The organism is Actinomadura viridis (assembly GCF_015751755.1).
GTDB classification, from domain to species: domain Bacteria; phylum Actinomycetota; class Actinomycetes; order Streptosporangiales; family Streptosporangiaceae; genus Spirillospora; species Spirillospora viridis.
On record NZ_JADOUA010000001.1, the window covers coordinates 5,780,756 to 5,801,621 of the forward strand.

Below are 20,866 nucleotides of genomic sequence, written 5' to 3' on the forward strand. Positions count from 1 at the left end.
GCTGGGTAGTACTCGCCTGGGTGGATGTGTAGTTTTGCAGCCCGGCATGGATCGGCGAGCCGAACGATCCCGCGGTGAACGGGGAAGGAACGAACGGGCGTGCATATCGTGATCATGGGGTGCGGGCGCGTCGGGTCGACGCTGGCCCACATCCTGGAGGACAAGGGGCATTCGGTCGCCATCATCGACCAGAACCCCGAGGCGTTCCGCCGCCTGCGCAGCGGGTTCAAGGGCCGCCGCGTCACCGGGTTCGGGTTCGACCGTGATGTGATCGCCGAGGCGGGGATCGAGCACGCGTCCGCGTTCGTCGCCGTGAGCAGCGGCGACAACTCCAACATCATCTCGGCGCGGGTGGCCCGGGAGACCTTCGGCGTCGACAACGTGGTGGCCCGCATCTACGACCCCCGGCGCGCCGAGGTCTACCAGCGGCTGGGAATCCCGACGGTGGCGACCGTGCGGTGGACCGCCGACCAGATCCTGCGGCGGCTGCTGCCGGAGGGCGCCGAGCCGCTGTGGCGCGACCCCACCGGCGAGGTGGTGCTGGCCGAGCTGGACACCGGGCCGCTGTGGGTGGGCGACAAGGTCACCGCGCTGGAGGAGGCCGCGGGCGGCCGGGTGGCGTTCCTCAGCCGGATGGGCGAGGCGGTGGTGCCGCACGCCGACACCGTGATCCAGGACGGCGACATCGTGCACATCATCGCGCGCGCCGACGAGCTGGAGAGGATCAACGCCGCGGTCGCGGTGCGCACGGAGGAGGAGGACGCGTGATGCGGGTCGCGATCGCCGGGGCCGGCGCGGTGGGGCGCTCCATCGCCCAGGAGCTGCTGGAGAACGGCCACGAGGTGCTGCTGATCGACAAGAGCCCCAAGGCCATCAAGGTGGAGATGGTGCCGCGGGCGGAGTGGCTGCTGGCCGACGCCTGCGAGATCGCCTCGCTGGACGACGCGGCGCTGGAGCGCTGCCAGGTGGTGGTCGCCTCGTCCGGCGACGACAAGGTCAACCTGGTGGTGTCGCTGCTGGCCAAGACCGAGTACGGGGTGCCGCGGGTGGTGGCCCGGATCAACCATCCCAAGAACGAGTGGCTCTTCAACGAGTCGTGGGGCGTGGACGTCGCCGTCTCCACCCCGCGCCTGCTGTCGGCCCTGGTCGAGGAGGCGGTCAGCGTCGGCGACCTGGTGCGGCTGATGACCTTCCGGCAGGGCGAGGCGAACCTGGTCGAGCTGACCCTGCCCGAGGACGCGCCGCTGGGCGGCGAGCGGGTCGGCTCGGTGGCCTGGCCGCGTGACACCGCCCTGGTGGCCATCCTGCGGGAGGGCCGGGTGCTGGTGCCCGCCGACGACGACACGCTGGAGCCCGGGGACGAGCTGATGTTCGTGGCCAGCCAGGACGTGGAGGACGAGCTGGCCGAGCTGCTCGGCGCCCGCTGATCCGGCGGCCCGGCCCGGCCGCCACGGGCCGGGCCGGGCGGCAGGGTCAGCGGAACTCGGCGAGGCGGGGCCGGACCCCGGCCAGCAGCAGGCCCGCCATGACGGCCGCGCCCACCGGCGGCATCATGTCCCGGCGGTCCAGGTCGCGCAGCCCGGCGCCGAGCCTGCGGTCCAGGTCCCGCCGGTTGAGGTCGATCAGGCGCTCCAGCGTCCCGTCGTCCCGCCGGGCCGTCCCGGCCGTCCCGGCAGTACCGGCCGTCCCGTCCCGGGAGACCAGGCGGGCGGGCACCGGCGCGCCGGAGCCCGCCAGGCCGGTCCCCTCGTGGCCGGGGGCGGCGCGGGCCGCCGAGAACGCCAGCGCGGCGGCCAGCGGCCCCTCCCTGGCCGCCCGCAGCCGGTGCTCCTGGCTCAGCAGCAGCTGGACGCCGCCGCCCACCAGCACGCAGGCCAGGACGGTGACCAGCGCCACCGCCGGGTTGATCCACCGGTTGTGCCGGCGCAGCAGCGTCAGGTTCAGCGCCGCCAGGACCACCAGCAGGACGCCCCCCAGCGCGATCGCCGCGACCCGGGCGGTGGCGAGCGCCCGCCGCTGCTCCCGGTAGGTGCGGTCCACGCTCTGGACGCCGCCGTCGGCGAGCCGCCCGACCGCGGGCAGGACGGTGCGCAGCATCAGCTCCCGCGCCTGGCGGTAGCGGGCCAGCGCGCGTTCGGGTGGGGCGCTCTCCCGTCCCGCCCCGCCCTCCCCGGCGAGCAGCATCGCCTGCCCGGCCAGGAACTGGTACCGGCTCAGGCCGTCCAGCACGGTGACCAGCTCGCGCCGGGCGGCCGGGTCCTCGGCGGACGCGGCGGCCAGGACGCGCAGATCGGCGTTGGCGCGGGCCAGCGCGCCCGTGAACAGGTCCGGGGCCCGCGTCCGGCCGGGGCCGTCCCGCCCCCGGCCGGCGGTGAGGCCGCCGGCCAGCACGGCGTCCAGCCGGAGCAGCTCCGCCCGCAACTCGGCGGCGGCGAGCGCGTGCGGCGCGGCCCGCCCGCCGAGCCGGCGCAGGCCGCCGCGCAGGTCGCCGGTGGCGGCCGAGAGCACCGCGGCGAACGCGATGACGGTCAGCACCGCCAGGGCGGTCAGCGTCGTCAGCCGGGCCGGGGTCGTCCAGCGGTCCGGGGCCGTCCGGCGGGCCGGGGCCGTCCGGCCGGCCGGGGCGGGTTCGGGTTCGGGGAACAGGTCGGGAACGTCGAGTCCGGTCGTCGGGACGGGGGTCGTCACGGGCGCCTCCTCGCGCTGGTCGGACGCCGGCCGGCGTCCTGGGTCGTACCGGTCGGGCGCCGTCAGACCACGGTCCTGGGGCGGGCGGCGTTGGCCAGCTCCACCAGCGCCACGCGTTCGGGCCGGGACCCGGCCAGCCGCGCGAGCGCCCGGTAGTGGCGTTCCAGCCCCTGCCGCAGGCCCGGTTCGGTCAGCTGGACGCCCAGGATCTCCGTGCCACCCCCCGCGGGGGACGGGGCGTGGGGCCTGGCCCGGAGCCGCCGGAGCGCCGCGTCGAGGACGAACACGGCCAGGCGGTGGTGGCGTGCGGCGGGAAGGCCGAGGTTCTCCAGCCGTTCGGCGGCCTCGGCCAGCTCCCGGGAGCCGACGCCGGCCGGGTCCCGTCCCGCGAGGGCCGCCACGATCATGGCGGCCTGCGCGTCGGCGTGGTGGCCGGACGCGGCGGGCACCGCGGCCAGGGCCTCCATCGCCCCGGCCCGGTCGCCCTCCGCGAACCTGGCCCTGGCCAGGCCGAACGCGGCGCTGACGTACCCGCCGGCGCGCCAGGCCGGCTCGTGGTGGCGGGCCGCCGCCGCGTGGTCGCCGCGCAGCTCGGCGCACAGGCCGAGGGCCAGCTTCGGCGGCGTCTCCCCCGGCACCAGGCCGTGGACGCGGTCGAAGTGCCGTTCCGCCGTCGCGACCTCGCCCGCCTTCAGGGCGCTGATCCCCAGGTACCAGGCGGCGCGCCAGTCCCCGGCGAGCCCGGCCAGCAGCCGCTGGGCGGGCTCGTGCTCGCCGCGCGCGATCAGCCCGGCGGCCGAGCGCAGGCCGTCGCCGGCCGGGCCCGGGTCGTCCAGCAGCGGGGCGGGCAGGGCGTCGGCGACCCACGCGGCCCCGGGCAGGACCCCCGGACCCGCCACCGCCGGCGGCGGCCCCGGCTCGAACCGGCCGGGAAACGGGGGGCGCGGGCGCCCGCCGCCGGCCAGGACCTCGTGCAGGACGCCGGCGACCTGCTCGGCCATCTCGGCGGCCGACCCGAACCGCTCGGCGGGGTCGGGGTGGGCGCCCCGCCGCAGCAGCCGGTCGTACGACCCGTACCGCTTCAGGATCTGCACCCGGTCCCGGTCGGGAAGCGATTCCCGGTACTTGCCGGTGAACCCGGTGAACTCGAAGCTCAGCACCGCCATCGTGCGGGCCACGGTGTAGAGGTCGGAGCCGATCGAGGGGCCCCGTTCGGCGATCTCCGGGGCCTGGTAGCCGACCGTGCCGTAGACGGGGCCGTCCGGGTCGCCGGCGCGCCGGACGCCGCCGAGGTCGATGAGCTTCAGCTGGTCGCCGGTGTGGATGGCGTTGTCGGGCTTGAAGTCGCAGTAGAGCAGCCCGAGGTCGTGCAGATGGCCCAGGGCGCGCAGCGCCTCCAGGCCGTAGGCGAGCACGTGCGCCAGCGGCGGCGACTCCCCCGCCCGGCGGCGTTCCAGCACGATCTCCTTCAGCGACCGGCCGCCGACGTACTCCATGACGATGTAGCCCGCGCCGAAGTGCTGCACGAAGTTGTGGATCCGGACGATGTTCGGGTGCTCCACCGCGGCCAGGAAACGGCGTTCGGCGGCGGCCGCGGCGAGCAGGTCGGGGTCGCCGGTTCCGAGGAGGCCCTTGAGGGCCACCCAGCGGCCGGACACCTCGCGGTCGCGGGCGAGGTACACCCAGCCGGTACCGCCGTGCGCCAGGCAGCCCAGCACCTCGTACTGGGCGGCGACCAGGTCTCCGCGTGCCAGGGCGGGGGTGAAGCGGAACCGCGTCCCGCACCGGGGGCAGTACCCCTCCGGCCGCCCGGGCCGCCCGTCCCGTCCACGGCCGACCTCCGCGTCGCAGGACCCGCAGAAGCGCTTGTGCTCGGGGACGTGCGGGTCGGCCAGGACGGCCGAGGCGGGATCGCGGAGCGGGACCGGCGGGATGTCGACCAGCCCGGCGCCGAGCGTCCCCCACGGGACCCGCGCCGACACCGGCGAGGAAGCCGAGGAGGACGTGGGGTGGGGTGAGGGGCGGGACGGCGGGGCGGTACCGGCCGTGGGACGGGACGCGGCGGGGCCGGGGGCGTGCCCGCACCTGTCGCAGTAGCCGTCGCGGATCCGGCCGGAGCAATCCGTCCGGGCACAGGCGGGGGCGGTGTTCATGGCGGCGTTCATCGCGGCGTTCATGGCTTCCATCCGTGTCGTCGGCGGAGGTGAGAAGGCGATCCGAACGGGGCGATGCGAACGGGGCGCGCGGTGGCGCGCGGCATCAAGCCCTCAGGACGGCTGCCTATCCGGGAAGACGAACGCCCAGGGGAAGGACAGGGGGCGCGCCGGCGGCACGGCACGGCGCACGGAAGGGGCGGGCACGCGGAGACGCGCCCGGGAGAGGAGCACGGGGGGCACGGGGGGCACGGGCGGCACGGTCGTGACGGCCGGTGCGATGGGGCCTCGGGGTGTCATCGGAGCCTCCTGACGGCGGACGAACGCAGCTACGTCGCCGACCAGGCTTCCCGGCACACCTGAAATCAGGTTACCCGCTTCTTACTTTTCCGGACAGGGATTTTCCCCCGCCGTCATGGCCTCATGCGGACCGTGGCCGCGACTCCAGCGGGGTGCGCCCGCGCGCCAGGATCCAGACCATCGTGGCCAGCGCCGCCACCTGCAGCGGCCAGCCCATCGCGATCTTGGCGGTGCCCAGCAGCGCGCTCTGGTCGCCGTCGGCCAGGTAGATCGGGTACTGGACGGCCACCCGCAGCAGGTTGGGGATCAGCAGGACCCAGGTCAGCCGGGAGCACAGCCGCAGGATGCCCGGGTCGGACCGCCAGCCGGTCGGATCACCGGTGACCGAGCCGATGATGAAGCCGACCACGGGCCAGCGGGCCAGGATCGACACCAGCATCCCCGCCCCGTAGGCGGCGTTGATGATGATGCCCGGCATGAAGGCGTCCTCCGCCTTGCCCGAGCGCAGCGCGAAGAACGCCGCGATCCCGATGCCGAGCAGGCTGTTGAGGACGAACTGCGGGTTGGAGCGCTGGGCGATCCGGACCACCAGCAGCAGTACCGCCGCGCCCACGCCGACCATGACCGCGGTCCTGACCTCGTCGGTCACCACGTAGGTGGCGGTGAAGCCGATCGTCGGGACGGCGGCCTCGATCATGCCGCGCACCCCGCCCAGGGCCTTGGACAGCTGGGCGCGGACCGCCGCCTCGACGGTGTCGTGCGCGCGCTCCTCGCCGTCCGGGGACGTGTCGCCGGTGTCGCCCGGGGACGTGTCGCCGGCGTTCGGGGAGCCGGCGGCCGCCGGTCCGTCGCTCATCGAAGGCAAGGGGTCTCCCGCTCGGGTCGGTACGTCGGTGCCGGCGTCCGGCCGGCCTGCCTGCCCGCCGTCACGAACCGCCGCGCAGCTCGTAACGGGGGTTGAACATGACCTTACGGCCGTCCTGCAGGCTCACCAGCCCCTCGGCGCGCACCCGCCGGCCCGGATCGATCCCGGCGATCTTGCGCCGGCCCAGCCAGACCAGGTTGATCACGTCCGTGCCGTCGTACAGCTCGGCCTCCAGGGCAGGCGCGCCGCCCCGCGGCCGCAGGGTCACGGTACGTAGCGTACCGGCGACGCAGGCGCGTTTGCGCGTCGCGCACGCCGTGATCGGCGTGGCCCCTTCCTCGTCCGAGGTCCTCTTCAGTTCCTCGGCCTCCAGCTCGGCCTTGCTCGAGGCCATGCGCCGCAGGAAACGCCGCAGGCCGCCGCGCCCAGCGCGCGCGGTCTCGGGCCCGGTCTCGGGCCCGGCGGGGTCGTCCCTTCTCGGCGTCGTACCGGTCGGCACCTCGTCCATGTTTGGAACCCTAAGGCATCCCACCCCGAAAAGAACCGCCCATCAAACTATGAATCGCCAGATGAACCGTTAAATCAATACTTCCCGTAAACGCCCTCAGCGGGCTCAGCGGCGCAGGGGAAGGCGGGCGCGGGCGACGTCCAGGAAGTACCCGACCTCCGCCACCCTCAGCAGCCGTGCCGCCGCGACGAAGAGCAGGCCCCCGCCGAGACCTCCCACGGCCATCGCCAGCAACCCGGGAAGCCGGTCCCCGGGCAGCAGCCCCGACGCCCACACGCACGCCGCCGCGAACACCCCGCCGGGAACGGCCGCCACGTACAGCAGCGTGATCGTACGGAGGATCCGGCGCCCGTCCATGCCGCCCAGCCGCCGGCGCAGCATCAGCGTCGCCCCCACCGTCCCGACCAGGTAGAACAGCCCGTAGGCCACCGGGAGCCAGACCACCACGTGGCGGGGCGGCAGCAGCACCAGCAGGCCGATCGCCGTGCCCGCCTGCACGAGCCCGCCCGGCACGGCGAGCAGCCCCGGCGCGCGGGTGTCGCCCAGCGCGTAGAACACCCTCATCTGGAGCTGGAACAGCGTGAACGGGATGACCATCACCGCGAACACCATGAGCACCAGCCCGATCCGGCGGGCGTCGGCGGGAGCGGTGCTGCCGTAGGCGAACAGCACGATCGCCCCCGGGATCGCGAACACCAGCATCGCCACCGACAGGGGGACGAGCAGGGCCGCGGCCAGCCGCAGCCCGCGCGAGAAGTCGGCGCGCAGCAGGTCGCGGCGCCCGTCGGCGACGTGCGCGCTCATCCGGGGCAGCAGCGCGGTGATCACCGAGACCGCGATGATCGCGTACGGCAGCTGGAACACCACCTCGGCGAACTTGTAGGCCGCCAGCCCGCCGCCGGGGCCGCCCGCCTCGGCCGCCCGGGCGCCCGCGCGGGTGGCCACGTTCGCGGTCACCAGCAGCCCCGCCTGCGCCACGACGATGTAGACCAGCATCCACAGGGCCGCCCGCGCCGCCTCACCGAAACCCGAACCGCGCAGGTCCAGGCGGGGCCGCCAGCGGAACCCCGCCGACCACAGCGCCCAGGCCAGGATCAGGCTCTGCACCACCGTGCCCAGCGCCGATCCGAGCGCCAGCACGGAGAGCTGGGCGTCGGTGACCGAGTCCACGCCCCGGCCCGGCCCGGCGATCCGCAGGAAGGCCAGCCCGGCACCCACCGTGAGCAGGTTGTTGACCACCGGGGCCCACATCGGCGCGCCGAAGCGCTCCCGGACGTTCAGCAGGGTGCCGGCCACCCCGCTCACCCCGAAGAAGAGGATCTGGATCAGCAGCAGCCGGGTGAGCAGCACCGCGATCTCGCGCTGGCGCCCCGCGTACTCGCCCGCGTACAGCGAGACCAGCGGATCGGCGGCCAGCACCGCCGCGACGGTGAGGACCAGCAGCCCCGCGACCGCCGCGGTGAACAGCCGCTGCTCGGTGGCCGCGCCCCCGTCGGCGTCCCGCCTGCGCCGCTTGACCAGGAACGGGACGAACACGCTCGACAGCAGCCCGCCGAGCAGCAGCGCGTACACCGTGAACGGGATCATGTCGGCGGTCTGGTACGCGTCGCCCAGCAGCCCGACGCCCAGGGCGGCGCTCAGCACCGTGGTCCGCAGGAAGCCGGTGACGCGGGAGAAGACCGTCCCGACGGCCATCACCAGGCTGGAACGCGCCAGCCCGGCCCGGCCGTCCCGGTCGCCCTGGGCGGCCCGCGCGGCCAGGGCGGCCCGCGCGGCCAGGGCGGCCCGGGCGGCGCCGCGCAGCTCGTCCCGTTCGGTCCCGGGCCGTCCGGCCATGCCCGGATCGCCGACGTCGGCGGGGTCGCGCAACGGGGTGAGGCCGGTCTCCGGCTCGGTCGGCGGCTCGTAGCGCTCGGCCGCGTCGAAGACGGCGGGCATCACGGGCCCGCCGCGCTCCCCCTCCGCGCCGCGGTCCCCGGGGTCGCGCTGGGCCGCGGGCCGCCGCCACGGCCGGTGCGGCCGGGCACGGTCCCATTTCGCCATGCCGGGCCGGCGTTCCGGTACGCCCGGATCCCGGTCAGGCCCGGTCGCGTCCCCGTCCGCCCCGGCACCGTCCGCCCCGGCACCGTCCGGCCGGTCCGCAGCCCGGTCCCGTTCCCGGTTCACCCGCTCTGTCACACGTTGGACCCTACGCGTACCCGTGCGGGGCGATCGCCGTCCGGCGATCGCCCCGCACGGGCAGGGAGGCCGAGCTCAGACGCTCACCGCCTCGACCGCCCGGACGCGCACCGCGCGCCGCGCCGCGCCCAGCGCCGTCGCCATCGTCAGCACCGCGGAGATCGCCGCGACGCCCGCGAGGATCCCCGGCCCGAGGTCCGGGACCACGTTCTCGGCGCGGACGAAGCTGTACGGCACGACCGTGAACGCCGCCGCGAAGGTGCCGCACACCAGGCCGATCCCGGTCAGCAGCGCCCCCTCCAGCGCGACCGCGCCCAGGACCTGGCCGGGCGTGGCGCCGGCCAGCCGCTGCTGCCCGAACTCCCGGCGCCGGTACGCGGTCGCCGCGATCAGCGTGTTGACCAGCATCACCGCGGTGAACACCAGGATCATGCCGATGACCACGAGGTTGAGCGTCTCGATGTTCTTCTGTTCCACGGTGGCGGTCAGGCCGGCGGCGGCGGTCACGTCCTTATCGATCCGCTGCATGTAGAGCGTGCCGGTCGCGATTCCCGTGAACAGGATGATCGGCATCGCCACCGCGGCCATCCGCCCGCTCCGGCGGAGCAGCGTGCTCACGGCGAGGTCCCCGGCCACGCCCAGCCGGCCCAGCGGGCCGGCCAGCGCACCCGCGGCACGGCGGATCAGCCACGGGCCGAGCATCGCCAGCCCCAGCGCGGCCAGGATGTCGGCCTGCCCCGCCGTGGCCATCGCCGCCTCCGCCTCGTTCCGCATGGCGGTGCAGGTGACGACGGCCAGGTCCAGCGCGAGCAGCAGGAGGACGATCCCGCCCGCGACCCGCTTCCGGCTCATCCGCCCCGGGTCGACGGCCGTCTCGGCCAGCGACGCGGTCACCGGCCCCCGGACCGTACGGCGCACCGTGATCATCGCCGCGGCGACCGCCGACAGCAGCGTGATGCCCAGGCCCATCGCCGGGGCGACCGGACCGAACGCGTGCGCCACGCTCTCGGGCACCTGGCCGGTGGAGTGCAGCATCGACAGCAGGGCCCGTCCCGCCAGGAGTCCCGGCGCGATCGCCAGCGCCCAGGCGGCCACCGCCAGCCCGGCCGCCTCGCCGACGACCATCCGGCCGATCCGGGCCGGGGTCGCGCCGATGCTCCTCAGCAGGGCGATCTCCTCGGCCCGCTGCCGGACGGACAGGGTCAGCGTGGAGGTGACCGCGAGGATCACCAGCATCAGCCCCCAGCCGCCCACCACGGAGGCCATGATGATCAGCGTCTCCCGGGCGGCGCCGGTGGCCCCGCTCTCCCGGGCGGTGTCGAGCATCGAGGCGAAGCACATCAGGATCGTCGCGCCCAGGAACATCGCCAGGAAGCTCGCGACGAACCCGCCCGCCCGCGCCCGCAGCGAGCGCAGGGCCGTGCCGGTCATCGTCCCGCCCCCGCCCTGTCGCGCTGGCGCTCGACCTCGTCGGCCAGGTGCGTCATCCGCTCGGCCACCGCCTCGGCGGTGGGCTCGGGCAGGTGGCCCACCAGCCGGCCGTCGGCCAGGAACAGCACCGAGTCGGCGCAGGACGCGGCGACCGGGTCGTGGGTGACCATGACCACCGTCCGCCCGTACAGCCGCACCGCCTCCTGAAGCAGCGCGAGCACCTCCCGGGCGCTGCGGGTGTCCAGCGCCCCGGTGGGCTCGTCCCCGAACACCACCGCCGGCTCGGTCACCAGCGCCCGCGCGATCGCGACCCGCTGCTGCTGGCCGCCCGACAGCTCCGACGGCAGGTGACCCAGCCGGTCGGCCAGGCCCACCCGGGCGAGGATCTCGCGCGCCCGGGCCCGGTCGGGGCGCCGCCCGGCCAGCTTCATCGGCAGCGTCACGTTCTGCATCACGGTCAGCGTCGGCAGCAGGTTGAAGTGCTGGAACACGAACCCGATCCGTTCGCGCCGGAACCGGGTGAGCGCGGCCTCGCTCCCGCCGTCCAGCTCGGCGCCGGCCACGTACACCCGGCCCCCGGTGGGCCGGTCCAGCCCCGCGGCGCACTGCAGCAGCGTGCTCTTGCCCGATCCGGAGGGCCCCATCACTGCGGTGAACGACCCGGCCGGCAGCGACAGCGAGACACCGTCCAGCGCGGCCACCTGGTTGTCCCCGCTGCCGTAGACCTTCCGTACACCCTCCAGCCTGAGCGCCTCACCGCTCAGGGCCGGTTCCACCTGCCCGCGTCGTGCCATCGTGCCGCCTCCCTATGCCGCTGATATGGCGCCCATCGGCGTCTGTCCAAGACGTTAGGGAGCCGCGGAGGCGTGAACGATGGGCTCAAACCGCCAACGGGGGTAGGTGAAACCCCACCTCGCAATGGCGCACGGGCGCCCGCCTTTACAAAGTATGTCCATATTTGCCCTACTTCGTTGTGAATCTTCGGGTGCGGCGGCGGAACGCGCGCGCCGTACGCCGGGAACGCTCCCAGATCGGCGAGAATCGGGGCATGGAACCGGTACCGGAGGACTGGACGAGGGCCCTGGCCATCGTGGCCCATCCCGACGACCTGGAGTACGGCGGCTCGACGGCCGTGGCCAAGTGGACCGCGCAGGGCAAGACGGTGGCCGAGCTGCTGGCCACCCGCGGCGAGGCGGGCATCGACGGGATGGACCCCGACGAGGCGCGCCGGGTCCGCAGCGTGGAGCAGGTCGAGGCGGCCCGCGCGGTCGGCGTGGACACGGTGGAGTTCCTGGACCTGCCCGACGGCGTCCTGGAGTACGGGCTGCCGCTGCGCCGGTCCCTGGCCGAGGCGATCCGGCGGCACCGGCCCGAGGTGGTGATCTCGCTGAACTTCCGGGAGACCTTCCCCGGCGGCCTGTTCAACATGGCCGACCACCGGGCGCTGGGGCTGGCCGTCGTGGACGCGATCCGGGACGCGGCCAACCGGTGGGTGTTCCGCGACCTCGGCCTCGAACCGTGGGGAGGGGTGCGGTTCGCCCTGTTCGGCGGGTCGCCGCAGTGCACCCACTACGTGGACGTCACCGGCCACCTGGAGGCGGGCATCGCGTCCCTGCACGCCCACAAGGTCTACTTCGACGGCCTGGGCGCGGACTTCGACCCGCGGGAGTTCCTGACCGGCCTGGTCGAGCCCGCCGGCGCCGAGGTCGGCGTGACCCACGCGATGCCGTTCGAGCTGATCACACCCTGATCACACCCTGATCGCGGGCCGGGCCCGCACGCCCCCGCCCTGAACGCGGGCACCCGATGTCCCTGGAACCCGGTGACGTGGGAACGCGGGTGCGGGTACGCGGGAACGCGAAGGCCCGCCGGGGGCGCGGGCGCGGCGCCGAGCGTCGCGCCTCCCGTTCCGGCGGGCCTTCGCGGTGCGTGCGAGGGATCCGGTCAGCGGACCTCGGTGATCTCCGGGCCGCGCTCGAAGGGGTTGAAGGTCTCGACCTTCTCCTCCTCCTGGTCCTCGTCGGCCTCGGTGAACTCCTTGGGGATCTGCAGCTCCAGCAGCTCACGCGGCGGCATCGGGGACTCGCCCCGGACGACCACGATGTTGCGGAACACGTCCTCCAGGACCTGCCACTGCTCCTCGTCCTCGATCGCGGCGCCCTGCACGGCCGCCTGGAGGAACCAGCGCGGGCCGTCGACCCCGATGAAGCGGATCAGCTGCGGCGCCCAGCCCTGCTCGATGAACTCGGCCGGGATCTGCTCGCGGACCTCCTGCGGCATCTCGGCCAGGACCTCGTCGGTCAGCGCCGCGGGGACCATCGCGAGCATCTCGGGGCCGAACGGGCCCTCGCCCTCCTGGGTCTGCCCCTGGGCCTGCTCCTGGATGTCCTTGGCGGTCTCGCGCCGCACGTCGTCCCAGATGCCGCTGCGCTTGGGGGCGGCGAACGCCTGCAGCTGCATGGCGCTCTCCCCGTACTGGACCAGCACCGACACCGGGCGCCCGTCCAGCGGGTTGCCCTCGTCGTCCACTTCGGTCGCCTCGAAGTTGACCTGGAAACCGAGCCCGGGGGCCACCGGTACCAGCATCGACCCGAAGTCGAGGCGCTGCAGGTCGGGGTAGCCCTCCTCGGAGTCCCAGGGCCCGCTCGCGGCGGCGGTGGTCTCGGGAGCCCCGTCGTCCGCGGCCGGGGTCTCGGCCCCGGTGTCCTCATCGGTCGCCTCGGGCCCCTCCACGGGCTCCTCGGCCTGACGGCGGCGTCCAAAAGCCACGACTCACGCTCCTTCTTCGCTCTGCCCATTATCGGAGAATCCGCCCGTGGAACCGAACCCGCCGGTCCCGCGCGCCGATCCCGGAAGCTCCAGCACTTCGTGGAAGACCGCGCGCTCCACCCGCTGCACGACCATCTGGGCGACGCGGTCACCGCGCCGCAACCGGACGGTGTCCCGCGGGTCGGTGTTCAGCAGGGTCACCTTCAGCTCACCGCGGTAGCCCGCATCGACGGTACCCGGTGCGTTGACGATGGTCACCCCCAACCTGGCGCCCAATCCCGAACGGGGATGGATGAAGGCGGCGTACCCGTCCGGCAGCGCGATCGCCACCCCGGTCGGCACCACGGCGCGCTCGCCGGGCGGCAGTTCGACGTCGACGGCGGTGACCAGGTCGGCACCCGCGTCGCCCGCGTGGGCGTAGGACGGCAGGGGCAGCTCGGGGTCCAGCCGCCGGACGAGCACATCGACCTTGTTCGTCACGGATTCACCTCGCGGTCGGGTGGTAGGGTCCGGCCGGCTCCGTCCAGACGACCCTATCGAGGGTCTCGTCCATCGCGGGCCAGGCACGCGGTGACACTACCCGTTGCGCACGCCTTCTCGGCCCGTGAGCGCCCGGCCGGCCCCCCGGACGGGCGCTCCCGCCCCGCCGCGTCTTGACGCCGGGGAGGAACGGCGGTTTCGATGGAAACCGAATGACATTCTGGACATCGGAGGGGCGGCATGGCGACGAGCGGCGTACGCGAGACGGCCGGCATCGATCTCTCGGACCTGACGTTCTGGTCCCGGTCGCCCGAACGGCGCGAGCGCGCCTTCGAGCGGCTGCGCGAACGGGAGCACCCGGCCTTCTTCCCCGAGCTCAAGCTGCCCTTCATCAAGACCGGCCCCGGCTACTACGCGCTGGTCAGGCACGCCGACGTGGTCGGGGCCAGCCGCGACCCGCGGGTGTTCAGCAGCGAGCCGTGCTCCAACAGCGTCGCCGACCTGCCCCGGTACATGGCGCGGTACTTCGGATCCATGATCAACATGGACGATCCGCGGCACGCCAAGATCCGGCGGATCGTCTCCCGCGCGTTCACGCCCCGGGTCCTGGCCAAGCTGGAGACCGACCTGCAGGCCGGCGCGACCCGCATCGTCGACGACCTGCTGGCCCGCGGGCCGGGCGACTTCGTCACCGACGTGGCGGCCCGGCTGCCCCTCCAGGTCATCTGCGACATGATGGGCGTCCCCGAGCGGGCGCGGCCGATGGTGTACGCGCGGACCAACGTCATCCTGGGCCTCGGCGACCCCGAGTACACCGGCGGGCGCGAGTTCGTCCGCGACGGGATCACCCGCCCGGGCGTCCTGTACGGCCTCACCAGGGCCATGACCGCCGGGTACGAGCTCAACCACCTGGCCATGAAGCTGGCCCGCGCCCGCCGCCGGGAGCCGGGCGACGACCTGGTCTCCGCCCTCGTCACCGCCAACGTGGACGGCGAGTCGCTCACCGACCAGGAGATCGGGTCGTTCTTCATCCTGCTGGTCGTGGCGGGCAACGAGACCACCCGCAACGCCATGTCGCACGGCCTGAAGCTGCTGACCGACGACCCCGAGCAGCGCGCCCTGCTGCTGGAGGACTTCGACGGGCGGATCGCCGGCGCCGTGGAGGAGATCGTCCGGATGGCGACGCCGGTGATCCAGTTCCGCCGTACGGTCACCCGCGAGCACGAGATGAACGGGCACCTCTACCGGCCCGGGGACAAGGTGCTGCTCTTCTACAACTCCGCCAACCGCGACGGGTCGGTGTTCGAGGACCCCGGAGTCTTCGACATCACCCGCTCCCCCAACCCCCACGTCGGGTTCGGCGGCCCGGGCCCGCACTTCTGCCTGGGCGCCAACCTCGCCCGCCGGGAGATCACCGTGATGTTCCGGGAGCTGTTCGGCCGCGTCCCCGGGATCCGCTCGTCCGGGGAACCGGACCGGCTCTATTCCAACTTCATCAACGGCATCAAACACCTGCCGTTCACCTACTGAACGACACCGAACGGCCACCGAACGGCCACCGAACGGCCACCGAACGGCACGGGACCCCGGCGGGCGGCCCGCCGGGGTCCGCGCGGTCACGCCAGGAGGCCGAGCCGCTCGGCGAGGTCGGCCCGGTGACTCCGGGGCGACCCCAGCAGGAGCTGGGAGCCCTTCGCCCGCTTGTAGTAGAGGTGGGCGTCGTGCTCCCAGGTGAACCCGATGCCCCCGTGCAGGAGCAGGTGGTCCTTGGCCACCTGGAAGTAGGCGCGGCCGAGGTACGACTGGGCCAGCGCCGCCGCGACGGGAAGCTCCCCGGGGCTCTCGTCGGCGGCCCACGCCGCGTACCGGACGACGGACTCGGCCTGCTCCAGCGTGCAGTGCATGTCGGCGAGCTTGTGCTTGACGCCCTGGAACGACCCGACGAACCGGCCGAACTGCACGCGGAGCTTGGCGTACTCCACGATCGTGTCCAGGCAGCGGCGCAGCCCGCCCAGCTGCTCGGCCGCCAGCGCCACCGCGGCCAGGTCCAGGGTGCGCGCGATCGCCTCGCCGGCGTCGGCGGGCCCGATCCGGCGCGCCGGGGTGCCCGCGAACTCCAGGCGGGCCTCGGGCCGGGTCAGGTCCAGCGTGGTCAGCGGCGTCCGGGTGAGCCCCGGCGCGCCGGGCTCCACCGCGTACAGTCCCCGGCCGCCCGCACCGTCCGCCGCGACCAGGATCAGGCCGGCGTCCGCGCCGTTCAGCACGTGCGGAACGGAACCGTCCAGCACCTCGCCGCGCGCCACCGGACCGGGCCCCGCCGGCACGGCGAACGTGGCGACCAGGGTCCCCGCCGCGATCCCGGGGAGGTAGGTCTTGGCCGCCTCCTCGTCCCCGGAGAGCAGCAGCACGTTGGCCGCCAGCACCGCCGAGGCGAAGTACGGCGAGGGCGTGAGCGCGGCGCCCAGCTGCTCCAGGACCACGGCCACCTCGGCGTGCCCGGCCCCAGACCCCCCGTACTCCTCGGGGACCGCCAGCCCCGCCAGGCCCAGCTCGCCCGCCATCCGCTCCCACACGCGCCCGTCGTACGGCTCGCCGGACTCGGCGATCTCGCGCACCCGCGCCATCGGCGCGGTGCCGGCCAGGAACTCCCGGACCGACTCCGCCAGTTCCTTCTGCTCGGCGTCGAGGATCAGCTTCACGCCCCCGCCTCCTTCACCTGGGTGCCGACCTTGAGGTCGCGGAACGGGACCGTACGGTCCACCTGGGGCTCGCGGGGCAGGCCCAGCACCCGGTCGCCGATGATGTTGCGCATGATCTCGTTCGTCCCGCCGCCCAGCGCCATGCCGGGGGCGAAGGACAGCGCCCGCGCGACGACGCCCTCGCCGTCCTCGTAGGCGACCGCGTCGGGACCGAGGATCTCGCTCGCCACGTCGGCGCCGTTCATGAGCAGCTCGGCCAGCAGCAGCTTGGCGACCGAGCCCCGGGCGCCGGGCTGGATCCCCGCCCTGACCTCCTGGGAGAGCCGGGCGTTGAACAGGTCCAGCGCCCGTTCCCGCACGTAGAGGTCGACGAGCTGGTCACGGACCGCGGCGTCCTCCAGCAGGCCCCGCGAACGGGCCGCCTCGGACATGGCGGCGAACGAGGTGGGCCGCTCGGTCCGGGTCGCGCCCATGCCGATCGAGACCCGCTCGTGCAGCAGGGTGGTGACCGCCGCCGCCCATCCGCCGTTCACCTCCCCCACCACCTGGTCGGGGGCGATCCGCACGTCGTCGAAGAAGATCTCGTTGAAGTGCGACTGCCCGGTCATGTCGCGCAGCGGGCGCACCGTGACGCCGGGGTCGTGCATGTCGACGATGAACATCGTGATGCCGCGGTGCTTGGGCACGTCCGGGTCCGTCCGCGCGATGAGCAGGCCGAAGTCGGCCTGCCGGCCCACCGAGGTCCACACCTTCTGCCCGTTGACCACCCAGGCGTCACCGTCCCGCACGGCACGGGTCTGCAGCGAGGCCACGTCCGACCCGGCACCGGGCTCGGAGAACAGCTGGCACCAGATCTCCTCCCCGCGCAGCAGCGGCCGCACGTAGCGCCTCTTCTGCTCCTCGGTGCCGATCGACAGCAGCGTCGGCCCGCACATGCCCAGGCCGATGCCGAACGGCCCGACCGGCATCGTCGCGTCCCGCGCCGCCTCCTGGAAGACGCGCTCCTCGGCCGCGGACAGGCCCTGGCCGCCGTACTCGGCGGGCCAGGTGATGCCCGAGTAGCCGGCGTCGTACAGCTCGGCCATGAAGGCGCGGGCGGTCTGGAGATCGGCTTCGCGGGGCAGGTCGCGGGCGTGGGCGTCGAGCCAGGCACGGGCACGGCGCCCGTACTCGTCCAGATCCGTCACAGGGCGGCTCCTCCGGAACGGGTGCGATCAGTAGACACTTACGCTAGCGCGCCCAAAACCGAATGTCATTCGGATCGACATCTTCGCTCAGATTTTCGAATCACCCTGCGCATTCAAATGATCACTACTAGTGTCTTCCGCATGCCAGGAAGTGAACACGAAGTCTTGACCGAACTCTTCCGCGGCACGCCCGAATTGGCCCCCAAAGTCTTAAACGACCTCTTCGGCGTGCCCGTCCCCGACAACGCCACGGCCCGCCTCGAATGCGGCGATCTCACCGAATGGGCACCCACCGAGTACCGCGCCGACGTCGCCGTCGTCCTGGAGGCGCCCGATCCGGCCCTCGCCGTGATCGTCGAGGTCCAGCGATCCCGCGACGCCGACAAACGCCGGAGCTGGCCGGTCTACCTGACCACCCTCCACGCGCGGCTGAAGTGCCCGACGGTGCTGCTGGTCGTCTGCCCCGACAGAGGCACCGCCCGCTGGTCGACGAAGCCCATCCGGATCGGCCACCCCCGCTGGGACCTGCATCCCCTCGTCCTGGGGCCGGACCAGATCCCGGCCATCACCGACGTCCAGCAGGCGACCCGCGATCCGGAGATGGCCGTCCTGTCGGCCATCGCCCACGGCAACGGCCCCGGCGGCGAGCAGGTGCTGGAGGCGGTCCTGCACGTGCTGACCTCCATCGACCCTGCGTACAGGAATCGATACTATGACCTGGTATTCGTGGCGCTCTCTGAGGCTGCCCGAACCTATCTGGAGGGCTTGATGTCTGCCGGAACCTACGAGTACAAAAGCGAGTTCGCCCGTGGCTACTTCAGCGAGGGCAAGCTGGAGGGCGAGGCCAACGCACTGCTAAGGGTCCTCAAGGCCCGCGGGATCGAGGTCGAGGACGAAACGGCCGAACGGATCCGGAACTGCACCGACGCCGCCCAACTCGAAACCTGGATCGAACGAGCCGTCACCGCCGACAGCGTCCACGAACTCTTCGACTGACCCACCCGTCTTGCCCCCGGCCACACCCCGGCCGCCACCGCTGGGGCCGGGGCGTGGCCGGGGTCGGTCAGGCGGTGGGGGCCAGCGTCACGGTGACGGAGAGGTCGCCGGGGGTGTCCTCCAGGCTCAGGTCGGCGATCCGGCCCGCGGCCACCAGGTCGGGACGGGCGATGCTGGCGGTCGCGGACCCGCGGACGGCGGCGTGCGACACCTCCGCGCGCATCGACGCCTTCGCCTCGGACTTGGCCTTGCGGATCTGGCGCAGCGCCTCGGCGGTGGCGTCGAGCACGGCGGGGTCGCCTCCGGCGGGGAGGTCGGAGGACAGCGGCCAGGCGGCGCGGTGCACCGACCCCTCGCGCCACCAGGACCAGACCTCCTCGGTGACGAACGGGAGCACGGGCGCGAACAGGCGGAGCAGCACCGACAGGGCGGTGCGCAGCGCGGCGCGGGCGGAGTGGGCCTCGGGGCCGTCACCGTACGCGCGGGCCTTGACCAGTTCCAGGTAGTCGTCGCAGAACTCCCAGAAGAACCGTTCGGTGCGTTCGAGGGCGCGGGTGTAGTCGTAACCCTCGAACGCCTCCGTGGCCTCGTCGACCAGGGCACTCAGGGCGGCCAGCATCGACAGGTCGAGGGGCTCGGTGACGCGGGCGTCCCCGGCCTCGCCGAGGCCCAGGACGAACTTGGAGGCGTTCAGGATCTTGATGGCCAGCCGGCGGCCCACCTTGATCTGGCCGGTGTCGAACGCGGTGTCGGTGCCGGGCCTGCCGCTGGCCGACCAGTAGCGGACGGCGTCGGAGCCGTAGTCCTTCAGCAGGCCGATCGGGGTGACGACGTTGCCCTTGGACTTCGACATCTTCTTGCGGTCGGGGTCGAGGATCCAGCCCGACAGCGCGGTGGCCTTCCAGGGCAGCGTGCCGTGCTCCAGATGGGCGCGGACGACCGTGGAGAACAGCCAGGTACGGATGATGTCGTGGGCCTGCGGGCGCAGGTCATAGGGGAAGACGCGGGCGAACAGGGCCGGGTCGCGTTCCCAGCCGCCCGCGATCTGGGGGCTGAGCGAGGAGGTCGCCCAGGTGTCCATGACGTCGGGGTCGCCGGCGAAGCCGCGGGGCTTGCCGCGCTGGTCCTCGGTGTACCCAGGCGGGGGCTCGGAGGACGGGTCGACCGGGAGGGCGTCCTCGGACGGGACGATCGGGGCGTCGTAGCGGGGGTCGCCGGCGTCGTCGAGCGGGTACCAGACCGGGATCGGCACGCCGAAGAAGCGCTGGCGCGAGATCAGCCAGTCGCCGTTGAGGCCCTCGACCCAGTTGTCGTACCGGCCCCGCATGTACGAGGGGTGCCAGACCAGTTCCCGGCCGCGTTCCAGGAGGCGGTCGCGCAGGTCGCGGTCGCGCCCGCCGTTGCGGATGTACCACTGCCGGGTCGTGACGATCTCCAGCGGCCGGTTGCCCCGCTCGTAGAACTTGACCGGCCGGGTGATCTTCCGGGGCTCGCCGTCCAGGTCGCCGGATTCCCGCAGCAGTTCCACGACGCGTTCGCGGGCCGAGAAGACGGTCCTGCCGGCCAGCTCGTCGTAGGGACGGGCGGGCACTCCGGGGGGCGGCGCGGGGGCCAGCCGGCCGTCCCAGCCGATGACCGGCCGGGTGGGCAGGTCCAGCTCGCGCCACCAGGTGACGTCGGTGACGTCGCCGAACGTGCAGATCATCGCGATGCCGGTGCCCTTGCCGGGCTCGGCCAGCCGGTGCGCCACGATCGGGACCTCGACGCCGAACAGCGGCGTGCGGACGGTCTCGCCGATCAGCTCCCGGTAGCGCTCGTCGTCGGGGTGGGCGACCAGCGCGACGCAGGCGGGCAGCAGCTCGGGCCGGGTCGTCTCGATGTAGACGGGCCGGTGCGGGGCCGTCCCCGTGAAGCGGAGCTTGTAGAAGGCGCCCGGGTGGTCGCGGTCCTCCAGCTCGGCCTGGGCGACGGCGGTGCGGAAGGTGACGTCCCACAGCGTGGGCGCCTCCGCGCCGTACGCCTCGCCGCGGGCCAGGTTGCGCAGGAACGCGCGCTGCGAGGCGGCCCGCGAGGCGGCCCCGATCGTGGTGTAGAGCAGGCTCCAGTCGACCGACAGGCCGACCCGCCGCCACATCTCCTCGAACGCCTGCTCGTCGACCTCGGTGAGCCGTTCGCACAGCTCGATGAAGTTGCGGCGGCTGACCGGGATCTGCCGCCGCGGGTCGGGCTCGGCCGGCGGCTCGAACGACGGGTCGTAGGGCAGGGACGGGTCGCAGCGGACGCCGAAGAAGTTCTGCACGCGGCGTTCGGTCGGCAGGCCGTTGTCGTCCCAGCCCATCGGGTAGAAGACGGTACGGCCGCGCATCCGCTGGTAGCGCGCCACCAGGTCGGTGTGGGTGTAGGAGAAGACGTGGCCGACGTGCAGCGATCCGCTGACGGTGGGCGGCGGGGTGTCGATGGAGAAGACCTCGGCGCGGGGCCGGGTGCGGTCGAACCGGTATACGCCGTCCTCGTCCCAGCGGCGGGCCCATTTCTCCTCTAGGCCGTCCAGCGAGGGCTTGGCGGGGACTTCGGGTGTACGCGGCCGATCCGTCATGCCGCCCATGGTATTT

The 20,866-nt window shown here is 73.6% G+C and carries 17 protein-coding genes; 5 read left to right on the forward strand and 12 right to left on the reverse strand.

Going from position 1 to position 20,866, the window contains the following annotated elements; genetic code table 11:
* The first annotated feature begins 99 nt into the window (after nt 1–99).
* Nucleotides 100–768: a potassium channel family protein gene (locus tag IW256_RS26245; RefSeq protein ID WP_197013498.1), complete on the forward strand. Its 669-nt coding sequence runs from the start codon at nt 100–102 to the stop codon at nt 766–768.
* Complete coding sequence (locus IW256_RS26250; RefSeq protein WP_197013499.1) at nt 768–1,427, forward strand: potassium channel family protein; 660 nt, start codon at nt 768–770, stop codon at nt 1,425–1,427. Before IW256_RS26245 ends, IW256_RS26250 begins: the two co-directional genes overlap by 1 nt.
* A gap of 46 nt (nt 1,428–1,473) precedes the next feature.
* On the opposite strand, the gene IW256_RS26255 is transcribed toward IW256_RS26250, so the two are convergent.
* The 7 genes from IW256_RS26255 to IW256_RS26285 all read right to left on the reverse strand — a co-directional run bounded on the left by IW256_RS26255 (nt 1,474) and on the right by IW256_RS26285 (nt 10,917).
* Nucleotides 1,474–2,688, reverse strand: a complete 1,215-nt coding sequence (locus IW256_RS26255) for a hypothetical protein (RefSeq protein ID WP_197013500.1) — start codon at nt 2,686–2,688, stop codon at nt 1,474–1,476.
* Nucleotides 2,689–2,750: 62 nt separating this feature from the next.
* Nucleotides 2,751–4,865: a tetratricopeptide repeat protein gene (locus IW256_RS26260; protein ID WP_231403933.1), complete on the reverse strand. Its 2,115-nt coding sequence runs from the start codon at nt 4,863–4,865 to the stop codon at nt 2,751–2,753.
* A gap of 397 nt (nt 4,866–5,262) precedes the next feature.
* A complete protein-coding gene (locus IW256_RS26265; protein ID WP_197013501.1) occupies nt 5,263–5,997 on the reverse strand; it encodes a DUF3159 domain-containing protein in 735 nt (244 codons plus the stop codon).
* A gap of 70 nt (nt 5,998–6,067) precedes the next feature.
* A complete protein-coding gene (locus tag IW256_RS26270) occupies nt 6,068–6,514 on the reverse strand; it encodes an OB-fold nucleic acid binding domain-containing protein (protein ID WP_197013502.1) in 447 nt (148 codons plus the stop codon).
* Between the two features lie 105 nt (nt 6,515–6,619).
* Nucleotides 6,620–8,452, reverse strand: coding sequence for a murein biosynthesis integral membrane protein MurJ (gene murJ / locus IW256_RS26275; protein ID WP_197016570.1), 1,833 nt, complete (start codon nt 8,450–8,452; stop codon nt 6,620–6,622).
* Nucleotides 8,453–8,767: 315 nt separating this feature from the next.
* Nucleotides 8,768–10,123 carry an ABC transporter permease gene (locus IW256_RS26280; protein WP_197013503.1) on the reverse strand — a complete coding sequence of 452 codons (1,356 nt, stop codon included), beginning with the start codon at nt 10,121–10,123 and terminating at the stop codon, nt 8,768–8,770.
* Entirely contained in the window at nt 10,120–10,917 is a 798-nt protein-coding gene (locus IW256_RS26285; protein ID WP_197013504.1) for an ABC transporter ATP-binding protein, read from the reverse strand. The genes IW256_RS26280 and IW256_RS26285 overlap by 4 nt, the downstream gene beginning before the upstream one ends.
* A 254-nt stretch (nt 10,918–11,171) precedes the next feature.
* On the opposite strand from IW256_RS26285, the gene IW256_RS26290 reads away from it, so the two are divergent.
* Complete coding sequence (locus tag IW256_RS26290) at nt 11,172–11,873, forward strand: PIG-L deacetylase family protein (protein ID WP_197013505.1); 702 nt, start codon at nt 11,172–11,174, stop codon at nt 11,871–11,873.
* A gap of 194 nt (nt 11,874–12,067) precedes the next feature.
* On the opposite strand, the gene IW256_RS26295 is transcribed toward IW256_RS26290, so the two are convergent.
* Nucleotides 12,068–12,892, reverse strand: coding sequence for a DUF3710 domain-containing protein (locus tag IW256_RS26295; protein ID WP_197013506.1), 825 nt, complete (start codon nt 12,890–12,892; stop codon nt 12,068–12,070).
* A gap of 3 nt (nt 12,893–12,895) precedes the next feature.
* Nucleotides 12,896–13,372 carry a dUTP diphosphatase gene (gene dut, locus IW256_RS26300; RefSeq protein ID WP_197013507.1) on the reverse strand — a complete coding sequence of 159 codons (477 nt, stop codon included), beginning with the start codon at nt 13,370–13,372 and terminating at the stop codon, nt 12,896–12,898.
* Between the two features lie 240 nt (nt 13,373–13,612).
* Here dut and IW256_RS26305 point away from each other — a divergent pair, with 240 nt between their 5' ends.
* Nucleotides 13,613–14,902 carry a cytochrome P450 gene (locus IW256_RS26305; RefSeq protein ID WP_197013508.1) on the forward strand — a complete coding sequence of 430 codons (1,290 nt, stop codon included), beginning with the start codon at nt 13,613–13,615 and terminating at the stop codon, nt 14,900–14,902.
* Nucleotides 14,903–14,988: 86 nt separating this feature from the next.
* Here IW256_RS26305 and IW256_RS26310 read toward each other — a convergent pair whose 3' ends face one another.
* Nucleotides 14,989–16,071 carry an acyl-CoA dehydrogenase family protein gene (locus IW256_RS26310; protein ID WP_197013509.1) on the reverse strand — a complete coding sequence of 361 codons (1,083 nt, stop codon included), beginning with the start codon at nt 16,069–16,071 and terminating at the stop codon, nt 14,989–14,991.
* Nucleotides 16,068–17,258: an acyl-CoA dehydrogenase family protein gene (locus IW256_RS26315; RefSeq protein ID WP_197013510.1), complete on the reverse strand. Its 1,191-nt coding sequence runs from the start codon at nt 17,256–17,258 to the stop codon at nt 16,068–16,070. Before IW256_RS26315 ends, IW256_RS26310 begins: the two co-directional genes overlap by 4 nt.
* A 165-nt stretch (nt 17,259–17,423) precedes the next feature.
* Between IW256_RS26315 and IW256_RS26320 the strand changes: the two genes are divergently transcribed.
* Complete coding sequence (locus tag IW256_RS26320; RefSeq protein WP_197013511.1) at nt 17,424–18,254, forward strand: DEAD/DEAH box helicase family protein; 831 nt, start codon at nt 17,424–17,426, stop codon at nt 18,252–18,254.
* Between the two features lie 67 nt (nt 18,255–18,321).
* Here the strand turns inward: IW256_RS26320 and valS are convergent, their stop codons facing one another.
* Entirely contained in the window at nt 18,322–20,850 is a 2,529-nt protein-coding gene (gene valS / locus IW256_RS26325) for a valine--tRNA ligase (protein ID WP_197013512.1), read from the reverse strand.
* Nucleotides 20,851–20,866 lie beyond the last annotated feature (16 nt).